Annotated in this window: 17 protein-coding genes; 8 read left to right on the top strand and 9 right to left on the bottom strand. The window is 66.7% G+C overall.

Translation table 11 applies throughout. From position 1 onward, the window contains the following. Nucleotides 1–10 precede the first annotated feature (10 nt). Genes purF through folC form a run of 4 tightly spaced genes read right to left on the bottom strand, consistent with a single transcriptional unit; the run spans nucleotide 11 to nucleotide 4260 of the window. The gene (purF, locus tag G3W89_RS09585; protein WP_162573863.1) at nucleotides 11–1522 is read right to left on the bottom strand and encodes an amidophosphoribosyltransferase; all 1512 of its coding nucleotides are present in this window, start codon (nucleotides 1520–1522) and stop codon (nucleotides 11–13) included. Nucleotides 1523–1542: 20 nt separating this feature from the next. After that, nucleotides 1543–2028: a CvpA family protein gene (locus tag G3W89_RS09580; protein WP_162573862.1), complete on the bottom strand. Its 486-nt coding sequence runs from the start codon at nucleotides 2026–2028 to the stop codon at nucleotides 1543–1545. Between the two features lie 6 nt (nucleotides 2029–2034). Continuing rightward, nucleotides 2035–2904, bottom strand: a complete 870-nt coding sequence (locus G3W89_RS09575; protein ID WP_162573861.1) for an SPOR domain-containing protein — start codon at nucleotides 2902–2904, stop codon at nucleotides 2035–2037. 60 nt (nucleotides 2905–2964) lie between these two features. After that, nucleotides 2965–4260, bottom strand: a complete 1296-nt coding sequence (gene folC / locus G3W89_RS09570) for a bifunctional tetrahydrofolate synthase/dihydrofolate synthase (protein WP_443083162.1) — start codon at nucleotides 4258–4260, stop codon at nucleotides 2965–2967. A gap of 46 nt (nucleotides 4261–4306) precedes the next feature. Here folC and G3W89_RS09565 point away from each other — a divergent pair, with 46 nt between their 5' ends. From G3W89_RS09565 to argG, 4 genes are all read left to right on the top strand, one after another. Next, nucleotides 4307–4660, top strand: a complete 354-nt coding sequence (locus G3W89_RS09565; RefSeq protein ID WP_162573860.1) for an ArsC family reductase — start codon at nucleotides 4307–4309, stop codon at nucleotides 4658–4660. 76 nt (nucleotides 4661–4736) lie between these two features. Next, nucleotides 4737–5297 (top strand): hypothetical protein, encoded by a 561-nt coding sequence (locus tag G3W89_RS09560; RefSeq protein WP_162573859.1) that lies wholly within the window; start codon nucleotides 4737–4739, stop codon nucleotides 5295–5297. 77 nt (nucleotides 5298–5374) lie between these two features. Beyond that, nucleotides 5375–5701, top strand: coding sequence for a pyrimidine/purine nucleoside phosphorylase (ppnP, locus tag G3W89_RS09555; protein WP_162573858.1), 327 nt, complete (start codon nucleotides 5375–5377; stop codon nucleotides 5699–5701). 16 nt (nucleotides 5702–5717) lie between these two features. After that, on the top strand, nucleotides 5718–7052 hold the full coding sequence (gene argG / locus G3W89_RS09550) for an argininosuccinate synthase (protein WP_162573857.1): 1335 nt from the start codon (nucleotides 5718–5720) through the stop codon (nucleotides 7050–7052). Nucleotides 7053–7088: 36 nt separating this feature from the next. On the opposite strand, the gene murB is transcribed toward argG, so the two are convergent. Beyond that, the gene (gene murB / locus G3W89_RS09545) at nucleotides 7089–8141 is read right to left on the bottom strand and encodes a UDP-N-acetylmuramate dehydrogenase (RefSeq protein WP_162573856.1); all 1053 of its coding nucleotides are present in this window, start codon (nucleotides 8139–8141) and stop codon (nucleotides 7089–7091) included. A gap of 44 nt (nucleotides 8142–8185) precedes the next feature. Here murB and G3W89_RS09540 point away from each other — a divergent pair, with 44 nt between their 5' ends. Then, nucleotides 8186–8671 (top strand): YajQ family cyclic di-GMP-binding protein, encoded by a 486-nt coding sequence (locus G3W89_RS09540; RefSeq protein WP_162573855.1) that lies wholly within the window; start codon nucleotides 8186–8188, stop codon nucleotides 8669–8671. 7 nt (nucleotides 8672–8678) lie between these two features. After that, nucleotides 8679–9317 (top strand): retropepsin-like aspartic protease family protein, encoded by a 639-nt coding sequence (locus tag G3W89_RS09535; protein WP_162573854.1) that lies wholly within the window; start codon nucleotides 8679–8681, stop codon nucleotides 9315–9317. Nucleotides 9318–9326: 9 nt separating this feature from the next. On the opposite strand, the gene G3W89_RS09530 is transcribed toward G3W89_RS09535, so the two are convergent. The 4 genes from G3W89_RS09530 to G3W89_RS09515 all read right to left on the bottom strand — a co-directional run bounded on the left by G3W89_RS09530 (nucleotide 9327) and on the right by G3W89_RS09515 (nucleotide 12021). Further along, the gene (locus G3W89_RS09530; protein ID WP_162573853.1) at nucleotides 9327–9680 is read right to left on the bottom strand and encodes a RidA family protein; all 354 of its coding nucleotides are present in this window, start codon (nucleotides 9678–9680) and stop codon (nucleotides 9327–9329) included. 8 nt (nucleotides 9681–9688) lie between these two features. Beyond that, complete coding sequence (gene plsY / locus G3W89_RS09525) at nucleotides 9689–10330, bottom strand: glycerol-3-phosphate 1-O-acyltransferase PlsY (protein WP_162573852.1); 642 nt, start codon at nucleotides 10328–10330, stop codon at nucleotides 9689–9691. A 49-nt stretch (nucleotides 10331–10379) separates the two neighbouring features. Beyond that, entirely contained in the window at nucleotides 10380–10871 is a 492-nt protein-coding gene (locus G3W89_RS09520; protein WP_162573851.1) for an aminoacyl-tRNA deacylase, read from the bottom strand. Nucleotides 10872–10959: 88 nt separating this feature from the next. Beyond that, a complete protein-coding gene (locus G3W89_RS09515) occupies nucleotides 10960–12021 on the bottom strand; it encodes an aldo/keto reductase (protein WP_162573850.1) in 1062 nt (353 codons plus the stop codon). A gap of 86 nt (nucleotides 12022–12107) precedes the next feature. Between G3W89_RS09515 and G3W89_RS09510 the strand changes: the two genes are divergently transcribed. Both G3W89_RS09510 and prfB read left to right on the top strand, forming a co-directional pair. Next, complete coding sequence (locus G3W89_RS09510) at nucleotides 12108–13034, top strand: alpha/beta fold hydrolase (protein WP_162573849.1); 927 nt, start codon at nucleotides 12108–12110, stop codon at nucleotides 13032–13034. A 49-nt stretch (nucleotides 13035–13083) separates the two neighbouring features. Then, nucleotides 13084–14188 (top strand): peptide chain release factor 2 gene (gene prfB / locus G3W89_RS09505; RefSeq protein WP_162573848.1). Its coding sequence is split into 2 segments (ribosomal slippage): nucleotides 13084–13164 and nucleotides 13166–14188, totalling 1104 coding nucleotides; the frame shifts between segments, so codons are not numbered across the junction. The last annotated feature ends 3 nt before the right edge of the window (nucleotides 14189–14191 follow it).

The following is a 14191-nucleotide window of genomic DNA, read 5'->3' as shown; positions in this document are numbered from 1 at the left end:
ATGGTTCTCTTCAGCTCAGGTTGGGGAGCGCGAGACGCGACGAGTCCTCGTCGTTCTCTTCGATACGGGGACGGTTGCCGTTCATGCGGATGATGGCCTCGGTGTCGATGTCGCCCGTCACGTAGACGCCGTCGAAGCATGATGCATCGAAGCCGTCGAGCTTCGGCCCGCGGCCCGGCGACGCCTTGAGAACGGCGCGCTTCATGCCCTCGACGTCCTGGTAGATCAGCGCATCGCACCCGATCAGCTCGCGGATTTCCTCGACCGTGCGATCGTGGGCGACCAGCTCGTCCTTGGTCGGCATGTCGATGCCGTAGACGTTCGGGTAGCGCACCGGCGGCGCCGCGCTCGCCAGATAGACCTTGCGCGCGCCGGCTTCGCGCGCCATCTGCACGATCTCGCGGCTGGTCGTGCCGCGCACGATCGAATCGTCGACGAGCAGCACGTTGCGCCCCTTGAACTCGCTGCCGATGACATTGAGCTTCTGGCGCACCGACCTCTTGCGCACGCCCTGACCCGGCATGATGAAGGTGCGCCCGACGTAGCGGTTCTTCACGAAGCCTTCGCGGTAAGGAATGCCCAGAAGATGGGCCAGCTGTGTCGCGCTCGGGCGGCTCGATTCGGGAATGGGGATGATCACGTCGATCTCGTTCGGCGGCACGGTGGAGATCACGCGCTGGGCCAGCGTCTCGCCGAGGTTGAGCCGCGCCTGGTAGACCGAGATGCCGTCCAGCACCGAATCGGGACGCGCAAGATACACGAACTCGAACATGCAGGGATTGAGGCTCGGCGACTCGGCGCACTGCTGCACATGCAGTTGGCCCTGAAGGTCGATGAACACCGCCTCGCCCGGCGCCACGTAGCGCTCGAAGACATGGCCCGAGCCCTCGAGCGCCACCGTCTCGCTGGCAACCATATAAGTGCCGTCGGCGCCACGTCCGATGGCCAGCGGCCGGATTCCGTACGGGTCGCGAAAGGCAAGCAGGCCATGGCCGGCGATCAGCGACACCACGGCATAGGAGCCGCGCACACGCCGGTGCACGTTGCGCACAGCGGCGAACAGAGTCTCGGAGTTGAGCATGCCGCCGCGGGTGGAGCGGTCGATCTCGTGCGCGAGTACGTTGAGCAGCACCTCGGAGTCGCTGTCGGTGTTGGTGTGGCGGTGGTCGGTGGAAAACAGCTCGGCACGCAGTGCGTGCGCATTGGTGAGATTGCCGTTGTGCACCAGCACGATCCCGAAGGGCGCGTTCACATAGAAGGGCTGGGCCTCTTCTTCGCTGAATGCGTTGCCGGCGGTCGGGTAGCGCACCTGCCCCAGGCCCACGCTGCCCGGCAGGGCCCGCATGTTGCGCGTACGGAACACGTCGCGCACCATGCCCTTGGCCTTGTGCATGAAGAACTTGCGCTCCAGCAGCGTGACGATGCCGGCCGCGTCCTGGCCGCGGTGCTGCAGCAGCAGGAGCGCGTCATAGAGCAGCTGGTTGACGGGTGCGTTGCTGACAACGCCGACGATTCCACACATATGAAGCGATCCTTCTCGACTCAGGGCAGGTAGCTTGCCAATTTTTCAGGCAGCGCGGGTTTCAGGCCCTGCAATGCCGCATCCAGAACAGTGGCGCTGCGCGACTCCTGCCACCAGGCCGCGTCGCTCAGCGCGAGCAAATGAACCACGACCGCAGTGGCCAGCAACGCGACCCCGCCGCGCGCCAGGCCGAAGACAGCGCCCAACAGGCGATCCACGGGCCCAAGCCCCACGGCAGTGATCAGCTTGCGCATGAGGGCGGCCACCAGCCCCACGCCGAAAACCACCCCCACGAAGACCAGCGCGAAACCAGCCGCATAGCGCCAGTTGCCCGCCGGATCACCGAAGGGCAGCCAGGCGCCCACGTCGGCCGCGAACCACTGCGCGCAGAAGAAGGCGGCCACCCAGGCTGCCAGCAGGATCACCTCGTACACCAATCCACGCACCAGACCGAAAACCATCGACACCGCCAGCAGCGCGATGGCGATCCAGTCCAGGGCAGCCACGTCCGCCTACAAGCTGAGGACGGCAGCCGACAAAGACAAGCCCTTGGCCTTGCCTGCCGCCTTGTCCGCCTCGGCGCGCGTACCGAAGGGGCCGATGCGCACACGCGTGCGCTCGCCCCCGGCCGTCTTCGTGACACTGGTGTAGGTCTTGAGCCCCGCCTTCTCCAGCGTATGCCGGACCTCGCGCGCCTTGTCGGCATCGGCGAAGGCGCCGACCTGGACCACGAAACGGCCGTTGTCGTCCGCCGCGGCGGTGGGCTTGGCAGCCGCGGAGGCAGTGGATTTGCCATCGAGCAGGGCACGCGCCCGGGCAGCATCCTCCGCGACCCTGGCATCGGACTTCGCTTCCGCCCTGGCATCGACCTTGGACTCGGGCTTTGGCTTGGGTTCCGGCTTGGGTTCCGGCTTGGATTCCGGCTTGGATTCAGTCTTGGTTTCGGGCCTGGCTTCCGCCACCCGCGGCGACTTGGTCTCGAGCGGCGGCGCGGAGGGTGCGGGCCTGGGCGCCGGGACTTCCGTGCCGTCCGACATCTCGGTGATCATCTCGCCGCCCGAGGGCTTTGCAGTCACGGGCGGGTTCGCGGGGGGCGCGGCCGTGGACGGTGAAGGCGCGGGCGCCGCAGGCAGGGGCAGGGGCTTGGTCTTGTTGCGATCAGGGATCTCGATCGGGATGTCGACCGACACAGGCCGCGGCTGGGTGTCGAACAGGAGCGGGAAGCCAACGACGCCGACCAGCACCAGCACCGCTGCGCCCACGAGCCGGTGCCGCGCACGCCGGCGCATCGCCTCGACGCTCTCGGCAGGGAGCGCCGCGAGGCCCGTGTTTCGCCCTTCGTTGGCCTGCGGACCGCGGGTGCGGAACTGGAAGAACGCCATGAAATTCGATTCCCTGATGGAGTGCAGCGTGAGTAGAAGAGGCGCCGGAAATCAGGCCAATCAGGAGTCCGGCGACAAGTGCCGGGCCCGCAGACGAGGTGTTCCGTGCTCGAGCACACCACCCACAGTGAAGAACGATCCGAAGACGACGATTCTATCAGCGGGGTCCGCGCGATCGATGGCCGCTTGCAGCGCCTCCATCGGGGCGGGGTGCATGGTGGCCGAGGCATCGCCGCGTGTGTTCTGCGCCTGCCATCGCGCCAGCAGGTCGGCGGCCTTGGCGGCGCGCGCGGTCGGCAGGTCGGTGAAGTACCAGCGGTCGATCAGCGGTCCGATGCGCTCGAACATCGCCGCCAGGTCCTTGTCCGCCATCACACCGAACACGCCGTGCGTGGTCGGATAGAAGCCCATGGCATCGAGGTTCTCGGCCAACGCTGCCACTGCGTGCGGGTTGTGCGCCACGTCGAGCACCAGCGCGGGCTCGCCCGGCACGATCTGGAAGCGCCCCGGAAGCTCGACGGAGGCCAGTCCGGTGCGCAGCGCCTGCGCGGTCACCGGCAGCCGCTGCCGCAGCGACTCCAGCGCGGCCAGCACGCCGGCCGCATTGACGAGTTGGTTGGCGCCACGCAGCGCCGGGTAGGCCAGTCCGCTGTAGCGCCGCCCGCGGCCGCTCCATCCCCACTGTTGCTTGTCGCCGGAGACATTGAAGTCGCGCCCCACGCGCCAGAGGTCGGCGCCGATGGCGTTGGCATGCTCGATGACGCTTTGCGGCGGGACTGGATCGCTGACGATCGCCGGGCGGCCGGCGCGCATGATGCCGGCCTTCTCGAAGCCGATGCTTTCGCGGTCGGGGCCGAGGAACTCCATGTGGTCGAGATCGATGCTGGTGATGATGGCGCAATCCGCATCGATCACGTTGACCGCGTCCAACCGCCCGCCCAAGCCGACCTCGAGGATCGCGACATCGGGCTTGCTCGCCACGATGCACAAAAGGATGGCGAGCGTGGTGAACTCGAAGTAGGTCAGCGCCATTTCGCCGCGCGCCCGCTCGACGGCTTCGAAGTGCTCGGCCAGCGCTTCGGCGGCCACCGCTTCGCCCGAAAGCCGCAACCGCTCCTCGAAGCGCACCAGGTGGGGCGATGTGAACACCGCGGTGCGGTAGCCCGCATGCATGAGGATGGACTCCAGCATCGCGCAGGTCGAACCCTTGCCGTTGGTTCCGGCGACCGTGATCACAGGGCAGTCGAAGGCGAGGCCGAGCTTGCCGGCCATAGCGCGAACGCGCTCGAGCCCGAGCTCGATGTTCTTGGGGTGCAGGCGCTCGGCGTGAGCGAGCCAGTCGGCGAGGCTTTTCATGGAGCCCGGAATTGTCGCCCACTCGCCGCACGGGCATCATCGCAGGATGACTACGCTCTATGGCATCACCAACTGCGACACTGTCAAGCGCGCCCGCGCCTGGCTCGACGAACATGGCATCGCCTACCGTTTCCACGATTTCAAGAAGGAGGGCGTGCCCGAGGCCGAGCTCGACGAGTGGCTGCGCGCGCCGGGCTGGGAAGCCCTGGTCAACCGCCGCGGCACCACGTGGCGCCGGCTGGACGAGGCGACGCGCGCCTCGGTGGTCGATACCGCCTCCGCCCGTGCCGCCTTGCTGGCCAATCCCAGCCTGGTCAAGCGTCCAGTGGTCAACTGGGGCCAGCGAGCCGGCGTTACGACGGGATTCGACGCCGCCGAATGGAAAAGCCGCGCCATGTAAACGGTTGAACCCGGGCTGGCGGATCGCGTCGAACCGGGTTCAGACGGGCTTTGCGCCCACCTCAGGAGTTTTTGACATGCGCACGCAAAAAGCCATCCGCAACACCATCGCCCTTTCGCTCCTGGCTGCCCTTGCCGGCGCCGCGGGCCTTGCCCAGGCCGAGCAGGTCTGGGCCCGGGTGATATCGGCCACCCCTTCCCACGAAACGACCGGCAACACGCGCTACAACGTGACCTACGAGTACGGCGGCCGGCACTACACCACGGTCACCGACACCCGCCCTGGCTCCAGCATCCCGATCGAGGTCGGCGACTATGGCGTCGCAACCCCCTCGCCGGTGGCACCGCAGCCGCAGCTCGCCCAGCGTCCCATCGACAGCAACGAAGGCGACCAACCCGACTGGAACCGCGTGACACCCGAGCCAGGGGTGGTCATCTCGGGCGGCGGCGCACCGGTCTATGGTCAGCCAGCACCGCTCTATGCGCCGGCCCCGGTCTACTACCCGGCACCCGTCTATGTCGCACCGTCCTACTACCCGGCACCCTATGTCTATCCGCCAGTGGGCATCTCGCTCAACCTCGGCTATTCGCGCGGATGGGGTGGCGGCTGGCGCGGATACCACGGCCGCTGGCGCTGAGCGCAGGCGCGGAGGGCCTGTGCGCAAAGCCTAAAATCACGGGCTTTCCTCTCCGCAGCGCTAGGTCCTCCCTTCCAATGACGACAACCACCGAATCTCTCCGCAACGCCACGGTCGCAACCCAGGCCAATGTGTATTTCGACGGCAAATGCGTGAGCCACAGCCTCACGCTGGCCGATGGCAGCAAGAAGTCGGTGGGCGTGATCCTGCCCTCCACCCTCACCTTCAGCACCGGCGCACCCGAGACGATGGAAGGCACGGCCGGGCGCTGCGAGTACCTGCTGTCCGGCAGCAGCGAGTGGGTGGCCTCGGGCGCCGGCGAAAAGTTCAGCGTGCCCGGCAATTCCAGCTTCCAGATCCGAGTGAGCGGCGAGCCGTACAGCTACATCTGCCATTTCGGCTGAACCCGGGATTCGAACCATGTCCACCATTCTTCAGAACATTCCCGCCGGCCAGAAGGTCGGCATCGCCTTCTCCGGCGGCCTGGACACCAGCGCTGCGCTGCACTGGATGCGCAACAAGGGCGCCATCCCCTACGCCTACACGGCCAACCTGGGCCAGCCCGACGAGCCCGACTACGACGAGATTCCGCGCAAGGCGATGCTCTACGGCGCCGAGAAGGCCCGGCTCGTCGATTGCCGCACCCAGCTCGCCGCCGAAGGGCTCGCCGCACTGCAGGCCGGCGCGTTTCACGTGACCACCGCCGGGCTCACCTACTTCAACACCACGCCGCTGGGCCGCGCCGTCACCGGCACCATGCTGGTCGCGGCCATGAAGGAGGACGACGTCAACATCTGGGGCGACGGCAGCACCTACAAGGGCAATGACATCGAGCGGTTCTACCGCTACGGCCTGCTCACCAACCCGGGGTTGAAGATCTACAAGCCCTGGCTGGACCAGGCCTTCATCGACGAGCTGGGCGGCCGCGCGGAAATGTCGGCCTTCATGCAGAAGGCCGGCTTCGCCTACAAGATGTCGGCCGAGAAGGCCTACTCCACCGACTCCAACATGCTCGGCGCCACGCACGAGGCCAAGGACCTGGAGCACCTGAACAGCGGCATGAAGATCGTGCAGCCGATCATGGGCGTCGCCTTCTGGAAGGACGAGGTGGAGGTGAAGCGCGAGGAAATCACCGTGCGCTTCGTCGAAGGCCGCCCGGTCGCGATCAACGGTGTGGAATACCACAGCCTGGTCGAGTTGCTGCTGGAAGCCAACCGCGTGGGCGGCCGGCACGGCCTCGGCATGAGCGACCAGATCGAGAACCGCATCATCGAGGCGAAGAGCCGCGGCATCTACGAGGCCCCGGGACTGGCTTTGCTCTTCATTGCCTACGAACGCCTCGTCACCGGCATCCACAACGAGGACACCATCGAGCAGTACCGCGACCACGGCCGCCGCCTGGGCCGCCTGCTCTACCAGGGACGCTGGTTCGATCCGCAGGCCATCATGCTGCGCGAGACGGCCCAGCGCTGGGTGGCGCGCGCGGTCACCGGCGAGGTCACCATCGAGCTGCGCCGCGGCAACGACTACTCGATCCTGAACACCGAATCGCCGAACCTCACCTACAAGCCCGAGCGCCTCACCATGGAAAAGGGCGAGTCGAGCTTTTCGCCGGCCGACCGCATCGGCCAGCTCACCATGCGCAACCTCGATATCGTGGACACGCGCGAGAAGCTGGGCATCTACACGCAGGTGGGCCTGCTCTCCGCGGGCCAGGGTGCTTCGCTCCCGCAGTTGAAGAACGACACGGACTGAAGCTGGCTTGCCGGGCCGCTGAACCCTTCGTTTCCCTTACACGACCACCGGCTCTGGCTCCAGCCGGATGCCGAATCGCTCGTAGACACTGGTCTGGATCGCCTTGGCCAAGGTCATGACCTCGCCGCCGGTCGCCGGGTGCGCGGCGCCGCCGCGGTTGACCAGCACCAGCGCCTGCCTCTCGTAGACGCCAGCGTTGCCAACGCTCTTGCCTTTCCAGCCGCAGGCGTCGATCAGCCAGCCGGCGGCCAGCTTGATGCTGCCGTCGGCCATCGGGTAGTGCACGATCTTCGGGTCGCGCGCGATGATGTCGGCGCATTGCTCCGGAGTGACGGTCGGATTCTTGAAGAAGCTGCCGGCATTGCCGAGCACCCGCCAGTCGGGCAGCTTGGCGCTGCGGATGGCGCAGATCCAGTCGAAGATCTCCGTCGCGCTGGGCGTGGAATTGCCGGTCTCGGCCATCTTGCGTTCCAGGTCGAGGTAGCCCAGCACGGGCTTCCAGGGCCGCGGCAGTCGGAAGCGCACCCGCGTGATCAGCGCCCGACCAGCCAGCCCGAAGTCGTTGGTGCCGCTCGCCGCGTGCTTGAACACCGAGTCGCGATAGCCGAAGGCGCATTGGGCCGCATCGAGGGTGAAGGCCCGGCCGGTCTCGAGGTCGATGGCGTCCAGCGACTCGAAGCGGTCCTGCAGTTCCACCCCATAGGCGCCGATGTTCTGCACTGGCGCCCCGCCGATGGTGCCCGGAATCAACGCCATGTTCTCCAGGCCGGGCACGTCCTGCTCGAGCATCCAGCGCACCGTGTCGTGCCAGATCTCGCCGGCGCCGGCCTCGACGATCCAGGCGCGCGGCGTCTCTTCGACCAGCCGGCGACCCTTGATCTCGACTTTCAGCACCAGCGGCTTGACGTCGCCGGTCAGCACGATGTTGCTGCCGCCGCCGAGCACGAACTTGGGCGCGCCACGCCAGGCCTCGTCGGCGAGCAGCGCGCCCACGTCGGCGTCGCTCGCGATGCGCACCAGGTGCTGGGCACGCGCGACGATACCGAAGCTGTTGTGCTGCTGCAGTGGTACGTTGTTCTCCACGATCATGGGAGAATTGTCGCATTCACACCGTGTGATTCAGAGGAGAGTCCATGCCGTCTTTCGATACCGTCTGCGAACCCAATCTGCCCGAGGTCAAGAATGCCGTGGAGAACACGGCCAAGGAGATCGCCACGCGATTCGACTTCAAGGGAACCGCGGCCTCGGTCGAGCTCAAGGACAAGGAAATCACGCTTGTCGGCGATGCCGAATTCCAGCTCGTGCAGGTCGAAGACATCCTGCGCAACAAGCTCACCAAGCGCAGCGTGGATGTGCGCTTTCTCGACAAGGGCGATGTTCAGAAAATCGGCGGCGACAAGGTCAAGCAGGTGATCAAGGTCAAGAACGGCATCGAGAGCGAAACGGCCAAGAAGATCCAGCGCCTGATCAAGGACAGCAAGCTCAAGGTGCAGGCCGCGATCCAGGGCGACGCGGTGCGGGTGACCGGCGCCAAGCGCGACGACCTGCAGGCGGCGATGGCGCTGATCAAGAAGGACGTGCCCGATATGCCGCTGTCCTTCAACAACTTCCGCGACTGAGCGCCCGATGAAGGCGCTACTCCTCCCGATGCTGCTGGCGGCGGCATGCGGGTTCGTGCACGCCCAATCCGTGATGCTGACCGGCACCATCGGCAGCCGCGCCATCCTGGTCGTCGACGGGAGCGCGCCCAAAACGGTGGCCGTGGGCGAGACCTTCCAGGGCGTGAAGCTGCTGTCGATGACACCCGAGCAGGCCACGGTGGAAGCCGGCGGCAAGCGCGTGGCGCTGCGCATGGACCAGCCAGTCAGCATCGGCGGTAGCGGCGCGGGCGGCGGGGGCACGCGGATCGTGCTGCCGGCGTCGAGCGGCGGGCATTTCATGACGCAGGGCGCGATCAACGGGCGCAGCGTCAACTTCATGCTCGACACCGGCGCCACGACCGTTGCTCTCTCGTCGGCCGACGCGCAGCGCATCGGGCTCGATTTCAGCAAGGGGCGGCCGGTTCGCATGAACACCGCGAACGGCACCGCGCAGGGCTACCTCGTGCGCCTGAATTCCGTGCGGGTCGGCGACGTCGAGGTCTACGACGTCGAGGCGATCGTGTCGCAGCAGCCCATGCCCTACGTGCTGCTGGGCAACAGCTTCATCAGCCGCTTCTCGATGCGGCGCGACGCGGACCAGATGGTCCTCGAAAAGCGGTTCTGAGCTCCCGAGCTACGCCGCGGCGGCGGTGACGACGATCTCGATCTTGTAGGCCGCATTGGCCATTGCCGCCTGCACGGTGGCGCGCGGGGGCGTGTTTCCGGCGGGAATCCACGCATCCCACACCTCGTTCATCGCCGCGATGTCGCCGATGTCGGCCAGGAAGATCTGCGTCATGAGAATGCGCGACTTGTCGCTGCCGGCCTCCGCCAGAAGGCGGTCCACCATCGCCAGCACCTGCGCGGTCTGGCCGCGGATGTCCTGCGCGGTGTCGTCGGGCACCTGGCCCGCGAGGTAGATGGTGCCGTTGTGGACGGCCGTCTCGGACAGTCGGGGTCCGACGTGAAAGCGCTGAATGCTTGCCATGCTTGAAATCACTCCTGTGTCCTGGCCTTGGAGCCCAGCCGGGACTCCTTGCCGGCCGCGAGCCGGCGAATGTTTTCCCGGTGCCGCCAGATCAGCAGCAGGCTGATCGCGATCAGCGCGAGCAGCACCTCGCGCGAGAGCGGCCACGCAACGCCGCCGCCGATCAGGTAGTAGGCTGGCGCGAAGAACGCCGCCACGATCGAGGCCAGCGAGGAATAGCGGAAAAAGACGGCGATGATCAGCCAGGTGGTGCCGGTGGCAAGCCCCAGCAGCCACTCGATGCCCAGCAGCGCTCCGGCCGCCGTGGCCACGCCCTTGCCGCCCTGAAAGCCGAAGAACACCGGGTACAGGTGCCCGAGAAAGGCCGCCAGTCCCGCCAGGGCCGCGGTGTCCGGCCCCATGCCGTAAGGCTCGCCCAGGCGATGGATCAGGAAAACAGGCAGCCAGCCCTTGACCGCATCCAGCAGCAGCGTCGCGAGCGCCGCCCCCTTGTTCCCGGAGCGCAGCACATTGGTCGCGCCGGGGTTCTTGCTGCCGTAGCTGCGGGGGTCGGCCATGCCGAGCGCCTTGCTGACGATGACGGCAAAGGACAGCGAGCCCAGCAGGTAGGACAGGACGATCGCGATCAACGAAGGCAGATAGGAACTCACGGTGTCTCCAGACGGTCCGGGCGGGCGATGTGCCGTGCGGATCGGCCGGCTATTCTGCCAGCGCGCACTGCACCGACGTCGCGCCGAGCAGCTTCACGCAGACCTGCGGGTCGACACCCACCAGGTAGCCGCGCCGCCCGCCGTTGATGACGATCCTCGGCAGCTCGAGGATGGTCGACTCGATGTAGACCGGCATGGCGCGCCGCGTCGCGAAGGGCGAGGTGCCGCCCACCAGGTAGCCGCTGTGCCGGTTGGCGACCTCGGGCTTGCAGGGCATCACCGACTTGGCGCCGATCTGCCGCGCCAGGTTCTTGGTCGAGACCGTTCGGTTGCCGTGCATGAGGACGATCAATGGCTTGGCGTCCTGGTCCTCCATGACCAGCGTCTTGACCACGGTGAACGGATCCAGGCCCAGCACCTCGGCGCTGTGCTGGGCGCCACCGTGCTCCAGGTACTCGTAGGGATGCTCGGTGAAAACGACGCCGTTCGCCCGCAGCAGCTGGGTGGCGGGGGTTTCGCTCACGTGGGATTTCCTGCTCATTGGATTACCTTCGCCTTCGCCTTCGGCTGGGCTGCGGCTGTCCCCCGCAACAGCCAGTCGGGCGCTCACGCGCAAGCGCGGCGCGTGCTCAGATCGCGGGGTCCCGCATCTCCCAGCGCAGCTTGTCTACCTCCGCCAGTACCTCAGGCGGCAGCCGCTTGTCCCAGGCGTCGAGGTTCTCCTCGAGCTGCGCCAGTGAAGTCACGCCGATGATGGTGCTCGCCACCTGCCACTTGCCGTAGCAGAAGGCCAGCGCGAACTGGGTCGCCGTCATGCCGATCTCGCGCGCGAGGGCGTTGTAGCGGCGGGCAGCCTCCAGGGACTCGGGACGGCCCCAGCGCTGCTTGCGGACCGATTCGTAGCGCGCGATGCGCGCGCCCTGCGGCGCACCGGGCCCGGTGATGCCGCTCTCGTCGTACTTGCCGGTCAGCAGGCCGAAGCCGAGTGGCGAGTAGGCCAGCAGCGAGACGCCGAGCCGATGCATCGTTTCATCCAGTCCGTTCTCGACCCCGCGGCTCAGGAGGTTGTAGACGTTCTGCACCGTGGCCACCCGCGGCAGGCCATGCTGCTCGGCCACGCGCACGAACTCGTGCACGCCATAGGGTGTCTCGTTCGACAGGCCGATGGCACGCACCTTGCCCGCCTTTACCAGGCCGGCCAGCGCCTCGAGCTGCTCGAGGATGGAGGTGCTCGACGCCTCGCGCGCCGGGTCGTAGTACATGTTGCCGAAGGCGGGCACATGACGCTCGGGCCAGTGGATCTGGTAAAGGTCGATCACGTCCGTCTTCAGGCGGCGGAGGCTGCCTTCGCAGGAGGCCACGATGTCGGCCGCAGTCATGCCGCTGCCTTCACGCACCCACGGCATGCCGCGCGAAGGACCGGCCACCTTGGTGGCGAGCACGATCCTGTCGCGCATGCCGGGATTGTTCGCGAACCAGCGTCCAATGATGGCCTCGGTCGCGCCGAAGGTCTCCGCACGGGCGGGCACGGCATACATCTCGGCCGTGTCGATGAAGTCGATGCCGCGTTCGAGCGAGCGGGCGAGAATGGCGTGGGCGGTGGACTCGTCCACTTGCTCGCCGAAGGTCATGGTCCCGAGGCAGATAGGCGTGACGTGCAGATCGCTCCGCCCGAGTTGGATTTTTTGCATGCGATGAATGCTACCGGCTGCCGCCCGAGGCCGCTGTCCGCTGCTGGACTGCGGCTCCCAGGCCCGGTCCGTATCATCGATCGGCCATGTACAAAGTCCTCCACCCTTCCCGCAGCGAGTTCGTTCCCATCCGCAATCTTCGCTACCACGTCCGCACCTGGGGCACGCCTTCTCCGGCGCGCCCTCCCCTGGTGCTGCTGCACGGCTGGATGGATGTGGCCGCATCCTGGCAGTTCGTGGTCGACGCGCTGGCGGAAGAGCGCCATGTGATCGCCCCCGACTGGCGCGGCTTCGGCTTGACCGAGGGCGGCGCCGTCGACAACTACTGGATGCCCGACTACCTCGCCGATCTCGACTGGTTGCTCGACCACTACGCTGGCGACACGCCTGTCGACCTGGTCGGTCACAGCATGGGCGGCAACATCGCGATGCAGTACGGCGGGGTTCGGCCGCAGCGGCTGCGCCGCCTGGTCAATCTCGAGGGCTTCGGAATGCCGCCCCTGGAGCCAGCCGAGGCGCCCGGCCGCTACGGCAAGTGGATCGACCAGCTCAAGCGGCTGCACCGCGGAGAGATGGCGCTGGCCAGCTACACCAGCGTCGACGGAGTGGCGCGGCGGCTGATGAAGACCAACCCGCGCCTCTCGCAGGACAAGGCCGGCTGGCTTGCCGCGCACTGGTCCGTGGCGCGCTCCCAGGCCGAGGATGGCGAGCGCTGGGAGATCCTGGGCGACCCGGCGCACAAGATCATCAACGCCAATCTGTTCCGTGTCGACGAAGCACTGGCGCTCTACGCTGCCATCCAGGCCCCGGTGTTGGCCGTGGTGGCTTCCGACGACAGCCTGGGCCACTGGTGGAAGGGCCGCTACACCCTGGCCGACTTCCAGGAGCGCCTGAAATCCGTGCGCAACGTTCGCCTTGAACGGGTGGAGGAAGCGGGCCACATGCTGCACCACGACCAGCCGGCGCGAGTCGCGGCACTCATCGAGGCATTCATGGCAAATGAAGGGCCTTGACGGCCGTGAGAAAATGCCCGGTTTACCCCGAACACCGTCAGGATTCCCCATGGATGCAGAGCAAATCAACCAAATCGGCGCAACCCTCGCAGACCTGAGCACCAGGACGGTCGATCTACGGAGGTATCTTTGACTACGATGCCAAAGCCGAACGTCTGAGGACGGTCAACGCATCCCTCGAAGACCCGACCGTCTGGAACGACCCGAAGAAAGCCCAGGAGCTGGGCAGGGAAAAGAAGGCGCTCGACGACGTGGTCGTCACGCTCGACCGGCTCACCAGCGGGCTGTCGGACAACACCGAGCTCTACGAGATGTCGAAGGAAGAAGGCGACATGGATGGCCTGCAGGCCATCGCGGACGATGCCGCCAAGCTCGAGGAAGACATCAAGCAACTCGAGTTCCGCCGGATGTTCAACAACCCGGCCGACCCGCTGAACGCCTTCGTCGACATCCAGGCCGGCGCCGGCGGCACCGAGGCCTGCGACTGGGCCAGCATGCTGCTGCGGCAGTACCTGAAATACGCCGAGCGCAAGGGCTTCAAGACCCAGATCGAGGACGAGACTCCTGGCGACACCGCAGGCATCAAGGGCGCCACCATCAAGGTCGAGGGCGAGTACGCCTTCGGCCTGCTGCGCACCGAGACCGGCGTGCACCGCCTGGTGCGCAAATCGCCCTTCGACTCTTCGGGCGGCCGCCACACCAGCTTCGCCAGCATCTTCGTCTACCCGGAGATCGATGACTCGATCGAGATCGAGATCAACCCCGCGGACGTGCGGGTGGACACCTACCGCGCGAGCGGCGCAGGCGGCCAGCACATCAACAAGACCGACTCGGCGGTGCGCCTCACGCACATTCCCACCGGCATCGTGGTGCAGTGTCAGGACGGCCGCAGCCAGCACAGCAACCGCGACGTCGCCTGGAAGCGCCTGCGCTCGCGGCTGTACGACCACGAGATGCGCAAGCGCCAGGAAGAACAGCAGAAGCTGGAAGACAGCAAGACAGACGTCGGCTGGGGCCACCAGATCCGCAGCTACGTGCTGGACAACAGCCGCATCAAGGACCTGCGCACCAACGTCGAGATCTCTGCCACCCAGAAGGTACTCGATGGCGACCTCGATGCCTTCATCGAAGCCTCGCTCAAGCAAGGCGTCTGAAAA

This window comes from Variovorax sp. PBL-H6 (assembly GCF_901827155.1).
In the GTDB taxonomy this organism is placed as follows: domain Bacteria; phylum Pseudomonadota; class Gammaproteobacteria; order Burkholderiales; family Burkholderiaceae_C; genus Variovorax.
Note: the sequence above shows the minus strand (reverse complement) of the source record. Positions and strands in the feature narration are given on the sequence as shown.

What these genes read in the sequence shown, in the direction of transcription:
- purF (WP_162573863.1), bottom strand. Translation starts at nt 1,522, where the DNA reads ATGTGTGGAATCGTCGGCGTTGTCAGCAACGCACCCGTCAACCAGCTG.
- G3W89_RS09575 (WP_162573861.1), bottom strand. Translation starts at nt 2,904, where the DNA reads ATGGCGTTCTTCCAGTTCCGCACCCGCGGTCCGCAGGCCAACGAAGGG.
- folC (WP_443083162.1), bottom strand. Translation starts at nt 4,260, where the DNA reads ATGAAAAGCCTCGCCGACTGGCTCGCTCACGCCGAGCGCCTGCACCCC.
- G3W89_RS09565 (WP_162573860.1), top strand. Translation starts at nt 4,307, where the DNA reads ATGACTACGCTCTATGGCATCACCAACTGCGACACTGTCAAGCGCGCC.
- G3W89_RS09560 (WP_162573859.1), top strand. Translation starts at nt 4,737, where the DNA reads ATGCGCACGCAAAAAGCCATCCGCAACACCATCGCCCTTTCGCTCCTG.
- ppnP (WP_162573858.1), top strand. Translation starts at nt 5,375, where the DNA reads ATGACGACAACCACCGAATCTCTCCGCAACGCCACGGTCGCAACCCAG.
- argG (WP_162573857.1), top strand. Translation starts at nt 5,718, where the DNA reads ATGTCCACCATTCTTCAGAACATTCCCGCCGGCCAGAAGGTCGGCATC.
- murB (WP_162573856.1), bottom strand. Translation starts at nt 8,141, where the DNA reads ATGATCGTGGAGAACAACGTACCACTGCAGCAGCACAACAGCTTCGGT.
- G3W89_RS09540 (WP_162573855.1), top strand. Translation starts at nt 8,186, where the DNA reads ATGCCGTCTTTCGATACCGTCTGCGAACCCAATCTGCCCGAGGTCAAG.
- G3W89_RS09535 (WP_162573854.1), top strand. Translation starts at nt 8,679, where the DNA reads ATGAAGGCGCTACTCCTCCCGATGCTGCTGGCGGCGGCATGCGGGTTC.
- G3W89_RS09530 (WP_162573853.1), bottom strand. Translation starts at nt 9,680, where the DNA reads ATGGCAAGCATTCAGCGCTTTCACGTCGGACCCCGACTGTCCGAGACG.
- G3W89_RS09520 (WP_162573851.1), bottom strand. Translation starts at nt 10,871, where the DNA reads ATGAGCAGGAAATCCCACGTGAGCGAAACCCCCGCCACCCAGCTGCTG.
- G3W89_RS09515 (WP_162573850.1), bottom strand. Translation starts at nt 12,021, where the DNA reads ATGCAAAAAATCCAACTCGGGCGGAGCGATCTGCACGTCACGCCTATC.
- G3W89_RS09510 (WP_162573849.1), top strand. Translation starts at nt 12,108, where the DNA reads ATGTACAAAGTCCTCCACCCTTCCCGCAGCGAGTTCGTTCCCATCCGC.